Genomic DNA, 22408 nt, shown 5'->3' on the forward strand with positions numbered 1-22408 from the left:
CCATTAATTGTAATCTTTACGAATTGGCGACAAGGTGAATTTCGAATTTGGAGACCAGATACATGGATCTAGCGACGTTCGATCCCTCCGCTCGCTTGGCGGCCGCGACTACTCTCGAGGCGTTAGAGACGCCCTGCCTTGTCCTGGATGCGCACCGGATGGATCGAAATATCACGCGGCTTCGGAACCGGCTCGATGGTCTGGGCGTGTCGCTGCGACCGCATCTGAAGACGGCAAAGTCGATTGACGTGGCACGGCGGGTCATGATCGCCCCTGAGGGGCCGGCCACCATCTCCACCCTGAAGGAAGCTGAGCAATTCGCGGCCGATGGCCTTCGCGACATGATCTATGCGGTCGGCATCGCGCCAGCAAAGCTCCCGCGCGTCGTCGAACTGCGCGCCAAGGGCGTCGATCTCGTCGTCATACTAGATACCGTCGAGCAGGCGCTGGCGGTTGCCGAGGCATCCAGAAACTCTGGAATGCAGATCCCAGCCATGATCGAGATCGATTGCGACGGCCACCGCTCGGGTGTTGTACCCGCCAATCAGGCCCAGTTGCTGGAGATCGGGCAGGCGCTGGCTGCAGGTGCGGAGTTGCGTGGCGTTCTCACCCATGCCGGCGACAGCTACAAGGGCGGGGGCGCCGAGGCACAGCAGCGCTATGCGGAAGCCGAGCGAGCGGCCGTTGTGAAAGCGGCGCAACTTCTGCGCGGTGCCGGGCTCCCCTGCCCCGTCGTCAGCGTCGGTTCGACGCCGACGGCCCATTTCGCGCAGGATCTCACAGGTGTGACGGAGGTCCGTGCAGGGGTATTTGTGTTCTTCGATCTCGTGATGGCAGGGATCGGAGTCTGCCAGGTCGACGACATAGCCCTCAGCGTTCTTGCGACGGTGATCGGTCACCAGCGGGAAAAGGGCTGGATCATAACCGATGCGGGATGGATGTCGCTGTCGCGGGATCGCGGCACGAGCAAACAGGCCGTTGACCAGGGATATGGCCTCGTTTGTGACATCGACGGCGATCCCTATCCTGATATCATCGTTGCCGATGCCAACCAGGAGCATGGCATCATCGCCGTGCGGCCCGGGTCGGACGCTCGCCTGCCCGATCTAAGGGTCGGAGACCGCGTGCGGATCTTGCCGAACCATGCCTGCGCCACGGCGGCACAGCACCAAGCCTATCATCTTGTCCAAGGTCAGTCGCGCGCCGTTGAGGCCCGCTGGCCACGTTTCGGAGGTTGGTGATGTCACACTTGAGAAACGTAACTACGGATCGTGCGCCCAGCCCTGCAGGTCATTATGTCCAGGCGAAGCTAGCCGGTCAGCAACTCTATATATCAGGGCAGCTCCCGATCCGACCTGATGGAGCGCAGCTTCCCGACGACGGTTTCGCTGCGCAGGCCGGACAGGCCATCGACAACATGCTGGCCGTATTGGAAGCGGCAGGCGGCACTCCGAGCGATCTCGTCAGGGTGACGGCCTATATCGTCGGGGTCATCAATTGGCCCGGCTTCAACCAGGTCTATGCAGCACGGTTGGGAGAGGCGCGCCCTGCGCGTACCGTGGTTCCAGTGGCCGAGCTCCACTACGGCTATCTCGTCGAAGTCGACGCGATCGCCGTGCTCCCGCCTGATACCCCTGCCCGGCAAGCAGAAAACAGCTCCAACTAGTCAGTTCAGGTCAGCCTCGATGTCACCACTCCTCAAACGCATACAGAGCGATCAAGAGCTACCCGCCAAGGCGGACGTCGTCGTCATCGGCGGCGGCATTGTCGGTGCCTCGGCGGCATTTTTTCTCGCGGAGCGAGGGCTCACCGTTGCTTTGGTCGAAAAGGGCCATGTCGGCGGTGAACAGTCCAGCCGAAACTGGGGCTGGTGCCGCCGGCAGAACCGGGATGAGCGCGAATTGCCGCTCTCGGGGATTTCCATGCAGGCGTGGGACCAGTTTGCCGCCAAAGTCGACGAGGACGTCGGCTTCCGCCGATGCGGGCTGTTCTACGCCACGGACAACCCCCAGCAGCTGTCCGAATGGGAACAATGGCTTGATGTCGCGCGGCAATTCGGCGTCAACACCAAGATGCTGACTGCACATGAAGCGCATGACAGAATTCCCGCGCAAGGCCGCCGCTGGCTCGGCGGTGTCCATTCGGTCGATGACGGCAAGGGCGAACCGGCGATTGCCGCGCCGACAATCGCGAACGGCGCCCGCAAATTTGGCGCGACCATCCACCAGGAATGCGCTGCACGAGGCCTCGATATCGTCAATGGTTCAGTTGCGGGAGTGATCACCGAAAAAGGGATCATCCGGTCGCAGGCCGTTCTGAACGCCGGCGGTGCGTGGGCGTCCATGTTCTGCCGCCAGTACGGCGTGCAGTTCCCGCAGGCAAGCGTGCGCCAGACAGCAATTCGGACGCGCCCCACAGCCAATCTCGGCGAGGCGATCTATACGCCAGAGTGCTCGCTGACTCGCAGGTTGGATGGCAGTTATACCCTTGCAATCAGCGGCAGGGCGACACTGGATATCACGCCGCAAGGCATTCGCTATGCGCGCTGGTTCATGCCGATGTTTCTGAAAAGGCTGAAAGCGGTCCAGATCGGCGTCGGCAGATCCATGTTCCATGGACCGGAGGCGCTGGCGAGCTGGAAAACTGATACAATTTCTACTTTCGAGCGGATCCGGGTTCTCGACCCGACGCCGAGCCGCCGTACGATCGCGGCTATTCTCGAGGGCGTCACCGAGCAGTTTCCGGCCCTTAAAGGTGTCGAAATTGCCGACAGTTGGGGCGCCTATGTGGACTGCACACCGGACGCGGTGCCTGTCATATCGGCGTGCGATCACGTCAAAGGCCTTTATCTGGCCGCCGGCGGCTCCGGCCATGGCTTCGGCATTGGCCCCGGCATTGGTCGTTTGGCCGCTGACCTTGTTGCTAATGACAATCCCTGCGTTGATCCGAGGCCTTTCCGGCTGTCGCGCTTTTTTGACGGCTCGAAAGTTGAGGTGGGCGGTCTCTGATTGTGCCGGACGGCACGCAACGTCGGACCAGGAACTTCCGAGCACGCTGTCCGGTACCTTTGCAATCGCAGAACGGCGAGAAGTTTTTTTAGAGCCTGTGGCTGAATAGGTTCGTCAGCGGCATATGCGTTTTGCGTATCGGCGATTTCAGCACGACGTAACTGAAATACTTGGCAATGCCGATGTCCAACTCGATGCTCGATGATTTCCTGATATTCGCCGACGCCTGTAGTTACAAATTTTAAGAGATAGTCGTAACCGCCGGAGATCACATAGCACTCGATGAGTTGGTCGATTTTCTCGATGGCGGCGAGGAAGCGAGCAAAGTCGGTCTGCCGGTGGCAGAGTAGCGGCAGCGGCCCTAAAATATGCTTTGGTGAAAGAGTCGCGGACTAACTGTTTCCCGCCGGGATGACGGGCGTTGTCGTCTGAAACCGGATCGCTGCAATCATTCACGACTGAGATCCTGGAGCTGTTGGAGTCTGCGGCATGCTCATCCGACAAGCGACTGTCGGTGTGGCATCGCGGCCGCTGCGCCCGACCTGAAAAGCATCGGGCGTTCATGGCTGAAGGCGCACCCGTTCCCCGCCTCCGGACGGTCGCTCGGATCCGCGTTTTTTACAGTCACCTCGCCGGCGCCGCCATCCGTGATTGCGCCGCCGTAATCGAAGGTATTGTGACGCTTCTCGGCCCGCCACGCTCCGGCAAATAACGCGGAGAGGAGGGAGATGTTCAGACGAATTCAGGTTTCGTCAAAGCCCGACAACGCCCGGCAAATCCGAGATACCGGAGATTTCTGTATAGCCGTAATAAGGATTGGCCGGCTCGTGACCGCGATTGACCCAAACCTTGTTCTTGATCCCGAGGTCATGTGCTGACATCAGATCGTAACGGAACGAGGAAGAGCAATGCAGTATGTCCTCCGGACCGCAACCTAGCATATCGAGCATATATTCGAAGGCGCGGAAGTGCGGCTTATAGGCGCCGGCCTCTTCGGCGGTGTAAACGGCGTGGAACGGCGCGCCGAGCTTCTCGACGTTAGACATGATCTGCGAGTTCATCGCATTTGACAGGATGACCAGGGGAATTTCCTTGGCGACCTTGGCAAGACCCGCCGGAACGTCGGCATGCGGCCCCCAAGTGGGGACCCGTTCGTAAACCATCTGCGCGTCTTCGTCCTTGAACTCGATGCCGTTGCGTTTGCAGGTCCTTGCCAATGCGTTATGGACGACCTCCGCATAGGGTTTCCAGTCGGCCATAACTTCATCGAGCCGGTATGCAGAAAAGTCGGCGATGAACTGCAGCATTTTCTGCTGGGTCATGCGCTCCGCGTATAGATCGCGTGCCGCCTCCGCCATCTGAAAGTTGATCAGCGTACCATGGCAGTCGAAGGTGATGTATTTCGGGCGGAAAGTGGTCATGCGCTTCGTCCTTGCTTTGCGGGAAGTTGCTCAAGTCATGATCAATCATAGCCGAGCGTGCGCTTTTGAATTACCCGGACATGCCGAATCATCAGCAGAAAATGCTGGTGGGACATGTCATACGCCCTTGTGATTGCGGGTTGAGAGTGAACCGCGATCGACTTCAGGCATCGGACTGACACCAATAAGTTCACTGGTCTCTCAGGTAACAAGCTTCATTCGTGGAGCATCGAGCGTGCTCCGCAAAGTCTCCCGAACGGCGTCCGTTGAAACTCTCTGCTAAACCCTCCCGCGAAAACAAAACAATCTGCTCAAGGCCTCCCGGAATGCGGCCGATAGACCCACCGCCCAACTATTATAGTGATTGGAGTTCAGCTCGCGATGCACCGATGGACGCGATGAATTGAATTAGAGGGATCACCATGAGAACGCTGCTGCTCACGAAGGACGAAGTCACAAGGCTCATCAGCAAGACGGACGTCATCGGCTCGGTCGAAGAGGCTTACAAGGCATACAGCAGTGGACAGGTGGAGCAACCTCCCTATCTCGGAATAGATCTCCCGTCTCACCGCGGGGAAATCGACTTCAAGCTTGGCTACTATAAAGTCGATGAAACCATCTCCATGAAAGCACACTCCGGAGGGTTCAAGAACAACCCTACAGAACATGGCGTGCCCAACAGCATGGGCACCATTCTCCTGTTTGATGCCAGGAGCTGCGCATTGATTTGCATCATGGATGGAAGCTTGATCACCGGCATCAGAACGGGGGCGGCGGGGGCCGTCTCCGTCAAAGCACTGGCAAGGAAGAACGCCAAGACAATCGCATCGATCGGCACCGGAAATCAGGCACGAATGCAAATCCGGGCGATCAACGAGATCTTGAAGATCGAAAAGATTCACGCTTGGGACAGCACCCTGGAAACGGGTTGCAAGTACAAGGCTGACATCGAGCGTGAATTGGGTATTCCCGTCATCATCGCGGACTCTAAGAAGGAGGCGGTTGAGCAGGCCGACATCCTGGTTACGACGACACGGGGGACGGGGTCGCTGGTAGAAGTGGATTGGGTGAAGCCCGGCACACACATTGTCGCAATCGGCACAGACCAACGCGGCAAACAGGAGCTGGATCCGGAGCTTTTCAGGAACGCGAAAATTATTGTCGACTCCCTCTCGCAATGTACGGAGAAGGGCGAGACCTGGCACCCTCTGAACAAAAATATCATCGCAAAAGACGACATCCACGGCGAAATTGGCGAGGTATTGCTGGGAAGGAAGCCGGGACGAGAAAGTGATGATGAAATCACGATCTTCGATTCCACAGGGATGGCCATACAAGACAACACGACCGCCAGCAAAATTTATCGCAACGCCTTAGCCAATAATGTCGGCACTTTCTTCCAGTTTTTTTGAGGAATGATCTTGCGCAACTATCCCACCATTCAGGACATCCGTGAAGCTCAGCAACGACTAAAGCCGCATGTCAGACGAACGCCGCTATTGCATGCCGACAAAATCGAGAAAGCGGCTGGTTGTCAGCTCTACCTCAAGCCGGAAACCCTGCAGATCACTGGTGCATTCAAGATCCGCGGCGCCTTGAACAAGGCTCTCTCGCTCCCCCGAGAAGAGATCGCAAACGGGATCATTGCGACCTCGTCGGGCAACCACGCCCAAGCGCTTGCTTACGCAGCCAAGATGCTCGGCGTAAAAGTGATTTTGGTGCTGCCGGTCACCACACCCAAAATCAAGATCGCTAATACCGAAGCCCTTGGCGCCGAAGTCATTCTTTTTGATGGTGATAATGCTGCTAGATGGAGAAAAGTCTACGAGATCGCGGAAGGACACAATTATGCGGTCATTCACGGCTTCGAGGACCCCGTCGTAATGGCGGGTCAGGGAACGATCGGGTGTGAGATCCTCGAAGATTTGGACGATGTGGACACGGTGATCGTACCCCTGGGCGGTGGAGGGCTGATCTCGGGCATCGCCACCGCGATTAAAGAAACAAAGCCATCGGTGCGTGTTATCGCGGCGGAGCCTGCCTTGACGCCGAAATATTTTTACAGCCGGAAAAACAGGGAGCGCACATCGCTTCCGTTAAAGAACACGATCGCGGATGGTTTAAGGTTAAGCGTTCCGGGTCAAAATCCGTACCCGATTATCGAAAAATATGTCGACGAGATTATTCTTGTTGAAGACGAACACATCATTGCCGGAGTGCGTGCCCTCGCCAATGATGCGAAATTGATCGCGGAACCAGCCGCTTCCATCGGCATAGGAGCCCTGTTGGCGGGCAGCATAGACGTGAAGCCAGACGAGAAAGTATGTGCGGTCTTGTCTGGCGGCAATTGGGATCTAGGCGACCTTGCCGAGATTTACAATCTGGCGCCGTGATCGGCTTCGGCCGGTATACCACCCGTCGCCGTTCGACGTCTGCGATTCTCATACCCTCTCTCACAAATGGAAACAGTCCGACCGCGGGGCGGATCGGGATTTCATTCGGCAGGGAGGATCGATCAGAGCCATTCAAGGGAGCCACCGGTGAGACATAGCCACAGCTTCTATATCGACGGTAAATGGGTTGAGCCGTCCGTTTCGATAACACTTGAGGTTATCGATCCCTCGACCGAAGAGCCGATGGGCACGATCGCCCTCGGCAGTGCCGCCGACACGGAAAAGGCGGTTGCGGCCGCACAGCGAGCCTTTGCCTCCTTCTCGCAGACATCCAAAGAAGAGCGCGTCGAACTGCTGCGACGAATTGTAACGATCCTGAAGCGCCGCAATGACGAGCTCGGCGACATCATCTCGCGGGAAATGGGCGCGCCGCTCGCTATGGCCCGGGCCGAGCAGGCCGGCATCGGTGCTACCCATTTCGAACAGACGATCAAGGCCCTCGAGAGCTTTGCCTTCGACTACATGCAGGGGACCACCTGCATCATGCACGAGCCGATCGGGGTCGTCGCGATGATCACGCCGTGGAACTGGCCGATCAACCAGATCGCCTGCAAGGTCGCTCCGGCGCTCGCCACGGGATGCACCATGGTCCTGAAGCCTTCGGAGATCGCCCCCTTCAACGCCGTGCTCTTCGCCGAGATCATGGATGAGGCCGGCGTGCCGAAGGGGGTGTTCAACCTCGTTCAGGGCGACGGGCCTACGGTTGGTGCGGCGCTGGCCAGCCACCCGGATGTGGATATGGTGTCCTTCACCGGGTCGACGCGCGCCGGCATTGCCGTGGCGCAGGTGGCGGCACCGACCGTCAAGCGAGTGCATCAGGAGCTCGGCGGCAAGTCGCCGAACATCATCCTGCGCAGCGCCGATTTCTCAGCTGCGGTCGCCGCCGGCGTACGCCGGTGCTTCGGCAATTCCGGCCAGACCTGTACGTCGCCAACACGAATGCTGGTGCCAGCGGAGCGAATGGACGAAGCAAGCTCGATCGCCGCGCGTGAAGCGGAGGCGCTCGTCGTCGGCCCCCCATCTGACCCTCGCACCCACCTCGGACCAGTCGCAAGCGCGGCCCAGTTCGACAAGATCCAGGCGTTTATCGAACGCGGCATCGCGGAAGGAGCGGAGCTTGTCATCGGCGGCCCTGGTCGCCCTGCGCATCTCAATTCCGGCTACTACGTGCGCCCGACGGTGTTTGCCCGCGTCACCAACCAGATGGCGATTGCGCGGGAGGAAATCTTCGGCCCGGTGCTGTCGATCATCGGCTATGTCCGTGAGGATGAAGCGATCGCGATCGCCAACGATACGCCCTACGGCCTAGCGGCTTACATTCAGGGCGATCCAAAGGAAGCGCGAGCGCTGGCAGCCAGGCTGCGCGCCGGCAGTGTTCGCCTCAACAGCGCCGCCTGGGACAGTGCCGCCCCTTTCGGCGGCTACAAGCAATCCGGAAACGGTCGGGAATACGGGAAGTTCGGACTGCACGAGTTTACCGAGATCAAGGGCATAGCCGGCTTCTCGAACGATTGAACGTGACATGTGACAGGTCCGCGGTCGGGATGCCTGCGCGAGAAGCTTTGACTACAGTCAAACGGTAGATCAATGGGTACGCACGAACACGGGTGATCGCGTGCAATCGTCTGAAGATGCCGTCGCGCGTAAACGACCTCCCCGCGTCAGCACATGTCGCGCAGGTCGAAATTGAATGTGACCTCAGGCGCAGTTTTCACACATCGAAGAAGACCAGCCCACCGTCCAAGTTGGAACTCGCCGATCGAACGTGGAAGACTGTCGCTGCATAGATTGGAACGTCGAAAGGTCGGAAGCGCGATCGGCTGTTTGGCGGATCCGACCAGGTCCAGTCGTTCCCCCGCACGCTTCGCGGATGACCGCTGTGCGCCCCTAAAAACGATGTTTGGAACAGTCTCGGTACTCGAAAGCGGTCATCGACTGCGACCGCGAACAAGCTCGCCTGAGTCCGACGTGCCGTCGTGTCAAGTTCGGATCACACCGTCCTCTAACGCCAGCAGGTCACATGTGCGGAAAGCCCCCGCATGGTCATGCTTGATCCCTTTTGAACGAAAGGAAGGGGCGAACGGAGCGCCCCGGTCTCACCGTAGCACAGCGCCTGGGCCGTGTTCCTCACGCGCGCTTGAGGGCTGGCTCCAGCCCAACGGCGGCGGCCAGTCCACTGATGTCCTTGATCTCGGTGTATTGGTAATAGGGATTGGCCGGCTCATGGCCGCGGTTGACCCAGACCTTGCTCTTGATGCCCAGGTCATAGGCAGTCATCAGGTCGTAGCGGAAGGATGATGACACGTGAGTAATGTCTTCCGGTCCGCAGCCGAGCTTGTCGAGCATGTATTCGAAGCCCTTCATCAGAGGTTTGTATGCCCCGACTTCTTCTGCCGTAATTACCATATGGACGGGTGCGCCCAACTTTTCCACGTTCGACATGATCAGGCTGTTCATGGAGTTCGATAGGATGACCAGCGGGATTTCCTTGGCCACTTTTGACAGGCCAGTCGGGACGTCCGGGTGCGGACCCCAGGTTGGTACCTCGTCATAGATGCGTTGCGCGTCTTCGGGTTTGAACGGGATACCGATGCGTTTGCAACTGCGTTCGATTGAATTGTGCACCACTTCGACGAACGGTTTCCACGGGCCCAGCACCTCGTCAAGGCGATAGCCCCTGAACGCCTCGACGAAGGCTACCATCGCTTCAGGGGAGAGGCGCTCGCTGTAGACGCGTCGCGCTGCGCCGGCCATGTCGAAATTGGTGAGCGTGCCGTAGCAGTCGAAGGTCACGTACTTCGGTCGAAATTGAGTCATCGTGTGTTTTCCTTCCGATTTTCATGGCACAGCGTGCCTATCCAAGGTCAATTTGGCGGGCATGCCGCCTGTCAAAAGAGGTCTCGGCCCCAACGGACCCATTCCGGACGCAGCAGGTACCTTTGCGAGTCTGGTCATTTCCTCTGCCTTGTCGGATGCCGGGCCGATCCACCAAAGCGGATCAATCCGACGTGTTCGCTGCATTCCGACCAGTGGGAAGCACACTGGCATAACTTTGAGACGATGGCAACTGATTGTCCAACAATTTATGAATTTTCAGTCCTGCAGCTCTCTATCGAAGGGTGTGCCTCGCGACCAAAACAATCGCACGCGGAAACATATCCAGCTGAAAATGCCGCCTTTCGCACCGGATTAGGCTGGAATCATCAGAAAAGCGAATCTTGATCACGTGCACCATCGAAACAAATTGTTGTACAAAACCTGAAGTGTGAGATACTGAGGTCATCGAAGAGCCCTTCCGAGGCAGGACAGGAATGAGTTTGAAGATGGGTTATTACAATCATCAATCCGGGCCAGCTCGCGTCCCCGAGCTTTCCGAGGCGTGCCATACCGTTGGCACTGCGGAGGCCGAACGAATTGCCGAGCGGCTCTATGGTACCCGCGGCTCCGCAACGCGCTTTGAAACCGAGAAGGACGACACGTTCCTTCTCGACTGCGCCGCGCAGGGGAAGTTTGTATTGAAGATCGCTCATCCTTCTGAGCGGATCGAGGAGCTCGATTTCCAGGTCGCGCTGATGCATCATCTCGAGCAGCGGGCCCCTAATCTGCCCATCCCCCGCGCACTTCGCGACGTGGACGGGGCAAATTTGCCTATCGTCACCACGAGTGCCGGCGAGCGGCGAGTGGTGCGGCTCATTAGCTTCATGGCCGGTACCCCGCTCGATCGAACGTTCTGCACTGCCCCACAGCGCGAACGGATCGGGGAAATCCTGGCAATGCTGCGCCACTCCATGGCCGATTTCTCGCATCCGGCCGACGGTCGGGCGGTAGCATGGGACGTCAGCCATCTGCTCGACCTCAGCGATCTGTTGAGCTTCATCCCTCGAGGCAGCAAGCGTATATGGACAGTCCGCGCGCTCGAGCGGTTTGCCGAAATCAAGCCGAAGCTCGATCTGTGCCGGCGGCAAGTGCTCCACAATGATTTCAATACGTCGAACCTGGTCGTCGATCACGCCAGTCCACAGTTCCTGACCGGCGTCATCGACTTCGGCGATGCGGTCCGTACCGCCATCGCCGTCGATGTCTCCACGGCGTTAATGAATCAAATGCCAAAAACGTTCGACCATGGGAACCGGTGTGACCTGTTCGACGCACCGCGCGACGTTTTGCGCGGCTATCTCCGTCACGCCGACCTGACGGACGAGGAGCTCCGACTCATCCCGTTCCTGACAATGGGCCGTCTTGCGGTTCGTGCGCTGCTGACGTGCTGGCGCGCCGAGATCTTCCCCGAGAATAGCCGTTATATCCTGCGCAATACCGAAGCCGGCTGGGCCCACCTCGAGTGGTTCCACTCGATTTCCGCCGCACAGATTTCCGACCTCCTGACACGATAGGAACCACAATGTCCAAGCAAGCGACTACTCTGCCTAAGGGCTTCCGTGGCGACATGCCAAATGGCTTCAACCCTCAGGACACGTCTCATCTCACAAGTGAAGATCTGGCGCATGTCGCCAGGCGGCAGCGGCTGCTCGGGCCGGCGTATCGGCTCTTCTACAAGTCGCCGGTTGAGATCTCACGTGCCAAGGGCGTTTTCCTCTATGACAAGCACGGCAACGAATATCTCGATGCCTACAACAACGTTGTATCGCTGGGTCACTCTCATCCGCGTGTCGTCGAAGCGATCCAGAAGCAGCTCGAGGTACTCTGTACCCATACACGTTACATGCAGGAGCCGCTGCTGGACTATGCCGAAGCCCTGATCGCTACGTTCGGTGGCGAACTCGGCCGCACCGGATGTGCAATGTTCACATGCACGGGTTCGGAAGCCAACGATCTCGCCTTGCGGATCGCGCGTTACCACACGCGCAGGACCGGCGTCATCGTCACGGCGGAAGCCTATCACGGCAACAGCGGCGCGGTGGCGGCAATCTCGCCGTCGCTCGGCAGGAAGTCGGCTTTGGATCCCTATCTTCGCACGGTCGCCGCGCCCGATTCCTATCGCCTGCCCGTCGAGGAAATCGGCCGACGGATGGCGGAGGATGTCGCGCGGCAGATCGCCGACATGGAGCGGCATGGCGGCGGCCTGGCGGCCTTCATCGCCGACTCCGTCTTCTCCTCCGATGGTCTCTACGTCGAACCCGCGGACGTATTGGCGCCGGTGGCGGAAGTGGTGCGCAAGGCAGGCGGCCTGTTCATTGCCGACGAAGTGCAATCCGGATTTGCGCGGACCGGCACCCAGTTTTGGGGTCATCGACGTCACAGGATCGATCCGGACATCGTTACCATGGGCAAGCCCATGGGCAACGGCTATCCCGTCGCCGGCGTAGTCCTGCGGCCGGAACTCGTCGCCGACTTCGGATCAAGCATGCGCTACTTCAACACATTTGGCGGCAACTCCGTCGCTATCGCCGCTGCAAGGGCCGTGCTCGACACCATCCTCGAAGACGGCCTGTTGGACAACGCCGTCAAGATCGGCGCAGAAATCCTCGACGGCCTCCGGGACCTGCAGGAAAAATATGAATTCGTCGGCGATGTTCGCGGGGCCGGCCTCTATTTCGCAGTCGAACTCGTCAAGGACAGAGACCGGAAAACGCCGGACATGGATCGTGCGCTTGCAGCCGTGAATGCCTTGCGCGACCGGCGCATTCTCATTTCCGCGACGGGAGCGGACGCGCATATCCTGAAGATCAGGCCCCCGCTCATCTTCACATCGGCCAATGCGGCGCGTCTGCTAGAGGGCGTCGACGAGGCGCTTCGGTCCGTGCAGACATAGGCCCCGCCACCATGCGGTCAGGAGGCACAATATCATCTCCCTTGCCCTGCGTCACCGCATGTGGCGTAGGTATGCGAACTAATCAACGAGCAAAGCCATGCCGCCGCTACCCGTCAAGAATCGAGCCGAAGATCCAGAGATGAACGTCGGGCCCTTGCCCGCTAGCGCGGTGGACAACCTGACTCACGCCTTGCGACGGCGCATCTTGTCGGGGGATTTCCGACCGGGCGAGTTCCTACGCGACGTGAAGATGTGCGAAGAGCATTCGACCTCGCGGCACACATTCCGTACAGCAGCCCAGGTGCTCGTCACCCAGGGCCTGCTGCGTCAAATACCGAATCGAGGTTTTGTGGTGCCCGAATTCGGGCCGGACGATATTGTCGATATCACCCGCGTGCGCGGCGCCATCGAGGGCGAGGCAATCCGTCTGATCGTATTCACCGGCGTCATCCCTCCTCAGGCGCTCGAAGCGGTCGACGTTATGCACAGGTCGACTTTATCCGCCGACAGGTCTCTGCTGGTTGCTGCCGACCGCGACTTCCACCGCGCGATCATCGCCGCTAGCGGTAGCGTTCGCCTGAAGCGGACCTACTCAGACCTCGAGGGCGAGATCGAACTCCTTCTCGCACAGCGGCAGGATTTCTATGTTACCGCAGAAGAAATGGCGGAAGAACACGAGCGGCTCATCAACAGCTTGCGAAGCCGCCACTACGATACGGCGCGGCAGGCGTTTCAGGAGCACTGGGAAGATCTCCAGATCAAATTGTTGGATCAACGCTGACCAGTTCAGCGTTGAATGCCTCGCACTTCAGACCTTCACGTCAGCCAACAGCTTGGCTCGCGAGGCAGAAGGTTTGAACGGCCGGTGTTTGAGGTCGGCCTCCCGCACGCCGGACCATCGCAAGGACACCACCCTCGTTACGCAGCCCCCATCCTTCGAGGGGCGATGAAAGGCCGCTCTCTTCGGGGATGTCAACTCGCACGAGACGACCCTCCTTCCCTGAGAGGATGAAGGCCAGCAAATCCCTCGCCTGTTCGACGTTTGCCGCAACGACTGGCCCCACGACTTCGCCCTTGCCGAACCGCCGTGTCGCCGCGAAGGCGACGATACCCTCACCGTTCCGGATGACGGCGAATGTCCCCTCCTTCGCCAGAACATCATACAGTGCGTCGCGAGCGGCGCCGAATGCCGCACGATCGAGCGCCTTGATTGGCGGCAGGGCGGCAGAACTGATCCACTCCACATTTGCAGGCGCATCGATGTGACCGGCGATGCCGTGATGGCGGACGATTTGGTGCGTTGCGACGAAACCCAGCTTTTCATAAAGTGGCAAACCGTCGCCGGTGGCCGTCAAACGGCATTCCCGATCACCGGCGAGTTCCAACACGGCGGTCGTCAACTTTCTTCCCAATCCCCGGCCGCGCTGGCTTTCGTCGACAATGATCATGTTGATGGCCGAGCAGGTGTCGCCGAATGGAGTCATGAGGGCGGTACCCACAACCCGGTCGCCCGCGAGGGCAACGCGTCCCTTACTCAGCGACAGTATCATTTCCCAGTCTTCTCTCCTGTGCGCCCAGCCAGCCGCACGCGACAGCTGCGCGGCACCATCCAAATGGTGAGCCTCAAAAGGCGTAAGAATGATCGATTCCGTTTGCAAGAGTTCATCCATTTCGTGGGTCTTCGTGTAATCGAGGCGAAGATTGCGGTCACCGCGATTACACTGGTGTCTGTTGAACCATTAAGGGCCCTGCCGGCCGGATCGCGTCGTTTGCCCCCAAATTGAGGAGCAATTCGAGGGGCACGGCCTCGAATGCTCAGGTGACGGTGACGAAGATCTTCCGCACAGTTTCGATCGTCTTCCAAACGCCGACGTAACCGGGTTTCATCACGAAGCTATCGCCCGCGCGATAAATAACAGGCTCCTTCCCCTTCTCGGTCAATTCGATCACACCATGGACGAGATGGCAAAATTCAAACGTCTCGCCCTTGATAGAGTGCGTTTCGCCTGGCGTCGCCTCGAAGACCCCCGTGTTGACTTTGCCGTCCTTTGCAGTGTCCTGCAGCCAGGTCTTGAAAGCGGGGCTGCCAGCGATAAGGCGATCCGGCTCGGCAGTTCGCTGCTTCGGCTCGAATGATGGATTCGGGTCGATGGTTTTTAGTAGGGACATTTATCTCTCCTATTTCTGGCTGGAGCCATCCACGTTAACCCTGGAAAGATCCAAGCCGATGTGATCTGAGTTGATCGAAGCGCACTTACCAGGTGGCGGCGATGTATTTCGTTTCGAGGTATTCGAGCATGCCGTGGTGGCTGCCTTCGCGTCCGAGGCCGCTCTGCTTCATTCCGCCGAACGGCGCGGCGGCGTCGGAGACGACGCCGCGGTTAATTCCGACCATGCCGCTTTCCAGCCTGCCCGCGACTGCAAGCGCACGCTTGAGGTCCCGGCTAAAGACATAGGATACAAGTCCATATTCGGTATCGTTGGCCAGCTCGACGACTTCGTCCTCGGTGTCGAACACAATAACCGGCGCGACGGGACCGAAGATTTCTTCGCTAAGGATCTCAGCGTCTGGAGAGACATCGGCCAGAACAGTTGGCAGATAATAGAAGCCCTCGCCGCTCAATCTGCTACCACCGGTAACCAGCCGGGCTCCCTTGGCGATCGCGTCGTCTACCAAGCGCTCCGCCTTGGTCACCGCGGCATCGGTGATCAGCGGGCCAAGCTGCGTATCCGGTGCTAATCCTGGTCCGACATTGAGCGCTGCCATCTCTTCCGCGAAGCGCCGTGTGAAATCGGCCGCAATCCCCTTTTGGACGTAGAAGCGGTTTGCGGCCGTGCAGGCCTCGCCGCCGTTACGCATCTTGGCGACCATTGCGCCGGCGACGGCCGTCTCCAGATCGGCATCATCGAATACGATGAAAGGCGCATTGCCGCCCAGTTCCATCGAACAACTGACGACTTGGTCGGCAGCCTCGCGCAGCAGTATCCTGCCAACACCTGTCGAGCCGGTGAACGACAGCTTCCGCACCCGCTTGTCATGCAGCATTGCGCTGACCACAGGGCCTGCTTTCTTCGTGGTAACGATGTTGACCACTCCGGCAGGAACACCTGCCTGACGCATCAGTTCGCCGATCGCGAGCGCCGTCAGAGGCGTCTCGGCTGCCGGCTTCAGGATGCAAGTGCAGCCTGCAGCCAATGCCGGGGCAATTTTTCGGGTCGCCATCGCTGCCGGGAAATTCCAAGGCGTTACCAATACGGCGATACCAATCGGCTCATGGCTAACGATGATCTGGTTTGCGCCCGAAGGTGCTGATCCAAATTCACCGGGAGCCCTAACGGCCTCCTCGGCATACCAACGGAAAAACTCGGCCGCGTAGGCGACCTCCGATCTCGCGTCGGGAAGCGCCTTGCCGTTTTCCACCGTGATCAGTTGCGCCAACCACTCGGCTTGTTCGAGAAGGAGGTGAAAACACTTCATCAGGACATCCGCGCGCCGCCGCGGCGACGTTGCCTTCCAGGCCGCAGCCGCCTTTTCTGCCGCGTCGACGGCCGCCATTGCATCGGGGATGTCGCCGTCACAAACTGTGGCGATCGCTTCCGCAGTCGAAGGATCGATCACATCGAAGGTCCGGCCACCTTTTGCCGAAACCCATTCACCGCCGATGAACAGTTGCGTGGGAGCTTCGCATGCCACAGCCGCCTGCGAAGGCGCACGGCTTGCTTCAAGTGTTGGAGTTGCTTTCACGTTCACCACCATTCGCTACCAATCAGGATCGTTGTGCGATCAATATAGAATTGGTTTAGCGATTGGTGTCAATATAGATCAAATTGGTCTCGCGGATTATTTTCGATCTTCCGAAATCCCGGTGCCCTGTAATCAGCGACTGGGCAGTTTGCACGCGCTTGCGCTGACCGCCGGAAAGCTGTTGCGGATAGCGATTCTCGAACCTTTTAGCCCAACTTTCGCGAGCCATCTCATCGACCGCGTACTCACTTGCTTACCGTCGCCACCGGTGGTGTCTCCCCACCCAGTACTTTTTGGAAGACCTCAGCGTCCACATTTGCGCCGCTCAAGATAAGGCCGACTTTTCTGCCGCGCATGGCAGAGGCTTCCTTAAGCATCGCCGCAAGTGACGCGGCGCCGGCACCCTCGGCGACATTGTGGGTCGCGCGGTAGATGAGGCGCATCGCTTCGGCAACCTCCTCGTCGCTGACGGCGACGATCCGCGAGGCGCCCTTCGAGTAGATTGCGAATGCTTCTTCGACGGGAATGCGTACGGCCATGCCGTCGGCGAACGTCAGTGCCGTTTCGGTTTCGATCAGTCGTCCGGCCTCGAAGGAGAGCTTCGCGGCCGGTGCGTGCGTCGAAACTACGCCGATCACTTCCGTCTTCAGGCCCAGGGCCTCGCGCGCGGCGATGACGCCGCAAATCCCCGAGCCGCAGCCAATGGGCACATAGACCGCATCGAGATCGGGCACTGCGGTGAAGAGTTCCAACCCATAGCTTGAGACACCCCGGACGATTTCTTCGTGAAAGGGCGGTACCAGAAATAGGCCCGTTTCGGCGGCAAGTCGCCGAGCTTCGGTACGGGCCTCGTCGAAGTCGCGGCCGTACTCGATGACCTCGCCGCCAAAGGCCCGCATGGCTGCGTTCTTCTCGACCGAATTGCCCTGCGGGACAACGATCGTGGCGGCAAGACCGGCTGCCCGCGCGGCACGGGCCTGGCTCTGGCCATGATTCCCGCGCGTTGCCGTGACTATTCCCCGGGCCGAACCCCCGCGGCGGAGCCAATCCATAAAGGTGATTCCGCCGCGGACCTTGAAAGCGCCGGCTGGCGTATGATTCTCGTGCTTGATCCAGACCACGGCCCCTGCCATTTCCGAGATCTGCGGCCACACGTATTGCGGTGTAGGTGACATATGCCGGTAGACGAGTGCGGCGGCTTCCTCGAGGTCCTTGCGTGCGAACAGATGCATGCCTTGCTTCCTTGCTTGTTCGACGCGTAACCAGCGTCGTTTACCAGTCCAATAACGTGGCGAAGGTCTCTGCCACCTACCGCATCTTCATCAGACCCCACCTACAATATCGGTGCTTCTTCAGGTAAATATGGAAAGCGCCCCTGCCTTGGCAGTCTTTCCGCCCATCCGGTCTGCACGGTCTCCTTCCCCCTCAGACCCGCCCAGTCATCGGGCTATGACGGTGCGGGGGCTGTTCGGTGCGGCAGTGGCGCTTGTTATTCTGATGATCAATCGTGGATCGATGACGCCTCTCATGTCCGACCCTCGGTGATCTCGCGCACTGCCGCGATGGCCTCGTCGACAGCGGCACGGTTGACATCGAGATGGGTGACCCAGCGCATTCGCCCACCTGGCCAAAAACTCGCCGCGATGCCGCGCTCACCCAGCGCCTGAGATAGCCGGGTCGCCAGCTCGGGCGCGAGCTCGACAAAGACCACGTTTGATTGCGGCGGGGTCACCTTCAGCCCCTCAATTCCCGCAAATGCTTGCGCGAGCACCCGAGCATTGGCGTCGTCCTCGATCAGCCGGTCGACGTGATGGTCGAGCGCGTACAGCCCAGCCGCTGCAATTATCCCTGCTTGCCTCATTCCGCCGCCGAGCATCTTGCGCCACCGGCGCGCACGGGCGATCAATGGGGCATCGCCGACCAGCACTGATCCGAGCGGCGCCCCCAGCCCCTTTGAAAGGCACAGCGACACGCTATCGAAGCCCTCTGCCAGGTACCCGACATCAACGCCGAGCGCCGCAGCCGCGTTAAACAGCCGCGCACCATCGAGATGGGTGGCGAGCTTCCGCTCCCGCGCAAATTCGACGACCTCGGCCAGATGGTCGCGCGGCAGGACCCGCCCGGCGAACGTGTTCTCGATGCTGACCAGTCGCGTGATCGCAAAATGCGGATCATCGTCCTTCACCGCGGCGTGAAGCTCCTCGATGGGGATCGTGCCGTCGGCGCGCACCGGCAATGGCTGCGGCTGGACCGAGCCCAACACCGCAGCGCCTCCGGCTTCCCACAGATAGGTGTGAGCTCCGCTTGCGCAGAGAAATTCCTCGCCGCGCTGGCAATGGCTCATGATTGCAGCGAGATTGGACATGGTGCCGGTTGGCACGAATAGTCCGGCTTCCTTGCCGAACAGTGCGGCAAGTCGGGCCTCGAGCGCCTTGACCGTCGGGTCGTCGCCAAGGACATCGTCGCCCACCTCGGCGGCAGCCATCGCTGCACGCATGCCAAGGGTGGGACGGGTGACCGTATCAGAGCGGAAGTCCAGGCGGATAGCAGCATTGGCTTGCATGATCGAGACCCTATCGGTTTGGCTGTATCGGTTATACTAGCGAATGGATAGGCTCGGACTATCTATATAAACTGACGGATTATGGTGATAATGGATCACCAATCATGCGATCTAGCCGCGTCGAGTCATGGTGCCATTTCAATATGGCGTTCTCTGTCTTGACCACCACCTGCAACACCAATCTTTGGCTCGATCTTCTCGGCGTGTCTGCAAGCGGCAGCCGCCCTGTGACGTCACATATGTTGTCTCAGTTCACAGGAAGCTGCCGTCTTCGATGGAGACAACATCCGAAACGGTGCCGTCCTGCCCTATTCTGCAGATTCGAGGAGAGCTCTTCACGAGAGCGCCGCCTCGGCCGGTCCGCCGTACTTTGAGATGGAAATTGATATGATTTCAAATCTACCGGTGATAGTTTGTCACCAATGAAGCGGTCGGACATTCCATCCCTCGATGATCTGCGTGCCTTTGAAGTCGTTGCGCGGCTTGGTTCCGTGCGTGCGGCGGCGGCTGAGTTAATTTTGACGCACGGTGCTGTCAGCCGGCGCGTTTCGAAACTTTCGGAACACCTCGACATTCGTTTGCTGGAAGTTGATGGGCGTGGCCTAAGGCTGACGGAGGAGGGTTCACGGCTCGCGAAGGCGACGACAGACGCTTTGTCCCTCGTTTTGGCGGCGCTCGAGGATATCCGCAAAGTCGATCTGTCACCACCGATCGTCGTTTCATGCGAACGATCCGTCGCCATGCGATGGCTGATCCCGCGCCTCTCGGAATTTCAGGATCGCCATCCCGAAATTGACTTTCATCTTTCTGTCGGTGGCGGGGGGGTCGATTTTGCGCGCGACCGTATCACCCTTGCGATCCGCAGGCTTGATTTCGCGATCGATGCGAATTGGCAGGTCGAACGGTTGATCGAGGAGGAAGTCGGTCCTGTCATGCATCCTGCCATGACGGATCGCTTTGCTGCCGGCGATTATGTCGCGCTTGCTGCAAAGACCCGTCCGGATGGATGGCAGAAGTGGTCCACCGCTCATCCGGACGCGCCGAAGCCGCGCTCGACGCGCTCTCTTGACCATCATTTCCTGATGGTGGAGGCCGCAGCCAGCGGTCTTGGTGTGGCCATGTGCCCAAAGATCATTGCCATTGATGATATCCACAAAGGCCGCCTTACCGCACCATTCGGCTTTCACCCTGATGGTTCACATTACGGCGTTATTCGTTCGGCACTGGCGAGGAGGACAGCTGGAATCGATCAATTCGTGTCTTGGCTTCTCGCCACCATCCAAGAAGATTTTCATGCTGCCTCATGAGGTCGGCGGCAAAGAGCCGACGACTGTCAACTTTCAAAGAACGTGCCGGCACTTCGTTCTTCGGCGCGCGCAAACGCCAGCGTGGCAATAGCGGTATCCTGAACACCGGTGCCCGTAAGATCGGCTATGGTGATGTCCGAGGCACTTCTGCGGCCCGGTCTGGCACCCACAACGACCTGACCTAGCTCCGGAAAATCAGCGTCACTTGCGACGAGACCTGCGTCGATGGCATGGCGCAATTCACCCAATCTTCGCGTTTGTTTGAGGCTGTCAGCAACGTAAACATCTGCCGCTTTGATAGCGATGGGGTCAATCTCGTTCTTATGTTCTGCGTCCGAACCCATGGCGGTCAGGTGCTGTCCGGGTTCGAGCCACGAGGCATCGACAATCGGTCGGTCGGCAGGTGTCGTCGTGACGACGATCTGTGACCCGGCGATCGCGCTTCGCGGATCCTCAAATGCGGAAATGGACAGATCTTGTCTGCCTCTGATCTGCCCGACAAGCGCTTGCGCCCGTCGATAATCACGCGCCCAAACGCGGATCTCTCGAATAGGTCTCACCAGCATGAGGGCCTCGAGTTGCAGCCTGGCCTGAACGCCCGCCCCGAAGACCGTTGCAATCGACGCGTCCTTCCGTGCCAGATGGTTTGCCGCGACAGCGCCAGCGGCCGCTGTGCGAACGTCGGTGAGGTAGCCATTGTCCAGCAAGAGCGCCTGCACCAAGCCCGTTTTGCTCGACAGCAAGACCATCAGACCGTTGGTGCTGGGAAGCCCGATCTTCGGATTATCAAAGAAACCAGGGCTGACCTTGATAGCAAAGCTGCTCAAACCATGAATATAAGCCGTCTTCACATCGACTTCGCCTCTGCTGTCGGGCACGTCGAGGCGCAAAATCGGCGGCATCTGAACCGCGTTTTCCACGGCCAATGCGCGGAAAGCGTTTTCAACGCAATTCACCGCATCCATGTCGAGCGGAACGATGGTTCGAAGCTCTGACTCGGTCAAAATCCTGATTTTTGGCATCAGCGTACCTCATCAATTGTGTCAAGGCCGTTGGCCACCTTCATGTGCAAGGCCATGTCAATGTTACCGCCTGAAAGAATGGCAACGATCGGGCCTTCAACCTGCGCCAGTTTACCTGAGAGCAGCGCAGCAATGGCGACTGCCCCAGCACCCTCGATTATCTCACGCTCACACGCATAGGCGTGACGTATGCCAGCGGCTATCTCGCGCTCGCTGACGAGCACCACGTCGTCGAGAAGGGTTTTGCACATCGGGTACGTCCAGGCATTGGCCAAACCGACGCCGCCGCCGAGCGAGTCGGCGAAACTTCGATGTTCTTCGACCTGGACCGGGTGCCCCGCGTCCATGCTAGCCTTCATCGCCGCTCCCCTTTCCATAGTTATACCGATTACCTTGGCATCCGGGCGCATCGCCTTGACCGCCGACGCGACACCTGCTGCCAAACCGCCGCCGGACAGGGGAACGAGAACCGCGGCGACGTCAGGCATCGCCGCGACGATTTCAAGTCCGACGGTGCCCTGGCCGGCGATGATCCAGGGGTGATCAAAGGGCGGGATCATGGTGAGGCCCTCCTCCGTGACGAGACGATCAACCTCGACCTGCGCTTCATCTTGGGATGACCCGACGATCCGTACGCGAGCGCCGAGTCGGCGGATTTCGGACACCTTGTTTTCCGGCACGAGGTGCGACATGCAAATGGTCGCTCGGGAGCCAATCGCGTCGGCGGCATAGGACAGCGCACGTCCGTGATTGCCCGTGGAAGCCGCAACAACGCCTCTATCCCGCTCGGATTGGGTGAGCTGCAAAATTGCATTGGTTGCTCCACGAAGCTTGAAGCTTCCGGTCAATTGGCGATGCTCCAGCTTCAGGCCGAACTTCGTCCCGGCCAGTTCGGACAGTGTCGCCGACATGACGAAAGGCGTGATCCGGATGTGCTTGCTGATGCGCTCGCGCGCCTGCTCAATCGTTTCCAGACTAATCATGTCTGTTCACCTTAGCTCCGGCCTTTGCCAGTTGTTGTCTGCTGCGCGTAGCGCCAACGCAGGGCTTGATTGCAAGCGGACGGCACGAACTTTTTTCGGCGCCGTGGCGGACTTGCAGAAACGAGTATGGCACCTG

19 protein-coding genes and 2 pseudogenes are annotated in these 22408 nt (G+C 59.3%); 10 read left to right on the forward strand and 11 right to left on the reverse strand.

Annotation, left to right across the window (positions count from 1 at the left end; translation table 11 throughout):
- Positions 1–62: 62 nt before the first annotated feature.
- The 3 genes from FHX03_RS30735 to FHX03_RS30745 are packed head-to-tail and all read left to right on the forward strand — an operon-like array spanning position 63 to position 3008.
- Entirely contained in the window at positions 63–1241 is a 1179-nt protein-coding gene (locus tag FHX03_RS30735; RefSeq protein ID WP_183856853.1) for a DSD1 family PLP-dependent enzyme, read from the forward strand.
- Entirely contained in the window at positions 1241–1666 is a 426-nt protein-coding gene (locus FHX03_RS30740) for a RidA family protein (protein WP_088674883.1), read from the forward strand. Before FHX03_RS30735 ends, FHX03_RS30740 begins: the two co-directional genes overlap by 1 nt.
- A gap of 19 nt (positions 1667–1685) precedes the next feature.
- Positions 1686–3008: an NAD(P)/FAD-dependent oxidoreductase gene (locus FHX03_RS30745; RefSeq protein WP_183857062.1), complete on the forward strand. Its 1323-nt coding sequence runs from the start codon at positions 1686–1688 to the stop codon at positions 3006–3008.
- A gap of 88 nt (positions 3009–3096) precedes the next feature.
- On the opposite strand, the pseudogene FHX03_RS30750 reads toward FHX03_RS30745, so the two are convergent.
- Both FHX03_RS30750 and FHX03_RS30755 read right to left on the reverse strand, forming a co-directional pair.
- A pseudogene (locus tag FHX03_RS30750) lies at positions 3097–3349 on the reverse strand (Lrp/AsnC ligand binding domain-containing protein); the annotation flags it as partial.
- 411 nt (positions 3350–3760) lie between these two features.
- Complete coding sequence (locus tag FHX03_RS30755) at positions 3761–4429, reverse strand: haloacid dehalogenase type II (protein ID WP_183856855.1); 669 nt, start codon at positions 4427–4429, stop codon at positions 3761–3763.
- Between the two features lie 422 nt (positions 4430–4851).
- Between FHX03_RS30755 and FHX03_RS30760 the strand changes: the two genes are divergently transcribed.
- The 3 genes from FHX03_RS30760 (at position 4852) to FHX03_RS30770 (ending at position 8397) form a co-directional block, all read left to right on the forward strand.
- Complete coding sequence (locus FHX03_RS30760) at positions 4852–5841, forward strand: ornithine cyclodeaminase family protein (RefSeq protein ID WP_183856857.1); 990 nt, start codon at positions 4852–4854, stop codon at positions 5839–5841.
- A 3-nt stretch (positions 5842–5844) separates the two neighbouring features.
- Complete coding sequence (locus tag FHX03_RS30765; RefSeq protein WP_183856859.1) at positions 5845–6822, forward strand: threonine/serine dehydratase; 978 nt, start codon at positions 5845–5847, stop codon at positions 6820–6822.
- Positions 6823–6969: 147 nt separating this feature from the next.
- Positions 6970–8397: an aldehyde dehydrogenase family protein gene (locus FHX03_RS30770; RefSeq protein WP_183856861.1), complete on the forward strand. Its 1428-nt coding sequence runs from the start codon at positions 6970–6972 to the stop codon at positions 8395–8397.
- 612 nt (positions 8398–9009) lie between these two features.
- On the opposite strand, the gene FHX03_RS30775 is transcribed toward FHX03_RS30770, so the two are convergent.
- Positions 9010–9699, reverse strand: coding sequence for a haloacid dehalogenase type II (locus FHX03_RS30775; RefSeq protein WP_183856863.1), 690 nt, complete (start codon positions 9697–9699; stop codon positions 9010–9012).
- Between the two features lie 494 nt (positions 9700–10193).
- Here FHX03_RS30775 and FHX03_RS30780 point away from each other — a divergent pair, with 494 nt between their 5' ends.
- From FHX03_RS30780 to FHX03_RS30790, 3 genes are all read left to right on the forward strand, one after another.
- A complete protein-coding gene (locus FHX03_RS30780; protein WP_183856865.1) occupies positions 10194–11273 on the forward strand; it encodes a phosphotransferase in 1080 nt (359 codons plus the stop codon).
- 8 nt (positions 11274–11281) lie between these two features.
- On the forward strand, positions 11282–12652 hold the full coding sequence (locus FHX03_RS30785; RefSeq protein WP_183856867.1) for an aspartate aminotransferase family protein: 1371 nt from the start codon (positions 11282–11284) through the stop codon (positions 12650–12652).
- A 97-nt stretch (positions 12653–12749) separates the two neighbouring features.
- Positions 12750–13433, forward strand: a complete 684-nt coding sequence (locus tag FHX03_RS30790) for a GntR family transcriptional regulator (RefSeq protein ID WP_183856869.1) — start codon at positions 12750–12752, stop codon at positions 13431–13433.
- A 40-nt stretch (positions 13434–13473) separates the two neighbouring features.
- On the opposite strand, the gene FHX03_RS30795 is transcribed toward FHX03_RS30790, so the two are convergent.
- From FHX03_RS30795 to ltaE, 6 genes and pseudogenes are all read right to left on the reverse strand, one after another.
- Positions 13474–14322 carry a GNAT family N-acetyltransferase gene (locus tag FHX03_RS30795; RefSeq protein ID WP_183856870.1) on the reverse strand — a complete coding sequence of 283 codons (849 nt, stop codon included), beginning with the start codon at positions 14320–14322 and terminating at the stop codon, positions 13474–13476.
- A 145-nt stretch (positions 14323–14467) separates the two neighbouring features.
- Entirely contained in the window at positions 14468–14821 is a 354-nt protein-coding gene (locus FHX03_RS30800) for a cupin domain-containing protein (protein WP_008523474.1), read from the reverse strand.
- Positions 14822–14906: 85 nt separating this feature from the next.
- The gene (locus FHX03_RS30805) at positions 14907–16409 is read right to left on the reverse strand and encodes an NAD-dependent succinate-semialdehyde dehydrogenase (protein WP_183856872.1); all 1503 of its coding nucleotides are present in this window, start codon (positions 16407–16409) and stop codon (positions 14907–14909) included.
- Positions 16410–16521: 112 nt separating this feature from the next.
- A pseudogene (locus FHX03_RS34700) lies at positions 16522–16637 on the reverse strand (ABC transporter ATP-binding protein); the annotation flags it as partial.
- Between the two features lie 5 nt (positions 16638–16642).
- On the reverse strand, positions 16643–17629 hold the full coding sequence (locus FHX03_RS30810; protein ID WP_183856874.1) for a threonine dehydratase: 987 nt from the start codon (positions 17627–17629) through the stop codon (positions 16643–16645).
- Positions 17630–17922: 293 nt separating this feature from the next.
- Positions 17923–18960 carry a low-specificity L-threonine aldolase gene (ltaE, locus tag FHX03_RS30815; protein WP_183856876.1) on the reverse strand — a complete coding sequence of 346 codons (1038 nt, stop codon included), beginning with the start codon at positions 18958–18960 and terminating at the stop codon, positions 17923–17925.
- Positions 18961–19382: 422 nt separating this feature from the next.
- Between ltaE and FHX03_RS30820 the strand changes: the two genes are divergently transcribed.
- Positions 19383–20267, forward strand: coding sequence for a LysR substrate-binding domain-containing protein (locus FHX03_RS30820; RefSeq protein WP_183856878.1), 885 nt, complete (start codon positions 19383–19385; stop codon positions 20265–20267).
- A 26-nt stretch (positions 20268–20293) separates the two neighbouring features.
- On the opposite strand, the gene FHX03_RS30825 is transcribed toward FHX03_RS30820, so the two are convergent.
- On the reverse strand, positions 20294–21289 hold the full coding sequence (locus tag FHX03_RS30825) for a cyclodeaminase (RefSeq protein WP_183856880.1): 996 nt from the start codon (positions 21287–21289) through the stop codon (positions 20294–20296).
- A complete protein-coding gene (gene eutB / locus FHX03_RS30830; protein WP_183856882.1) occupies positions 21289–22272 on the reverse strand; it encodes a hydroxyectoine utilization dehydratase EutB in 984 nt (327 codons plus the stop codon). The genes FHX03_RS30825 and eutB overlap by 1 nt, the downstream gene beginning before the upstream one ends.
- Positions 22273–22408: the final 136 nt, after the last annotated feature.

It is taken from the genome of Rhizobium sp. BK456 (assembly GCF_014194045.1).
Taxonomy (GTDB): Bacteria; Pseudomonadota; Alphaproteobacteria; order Rhizobiales; family Rhizobiaceae; genus Rhizobium; species Rhizobium redzepovicii.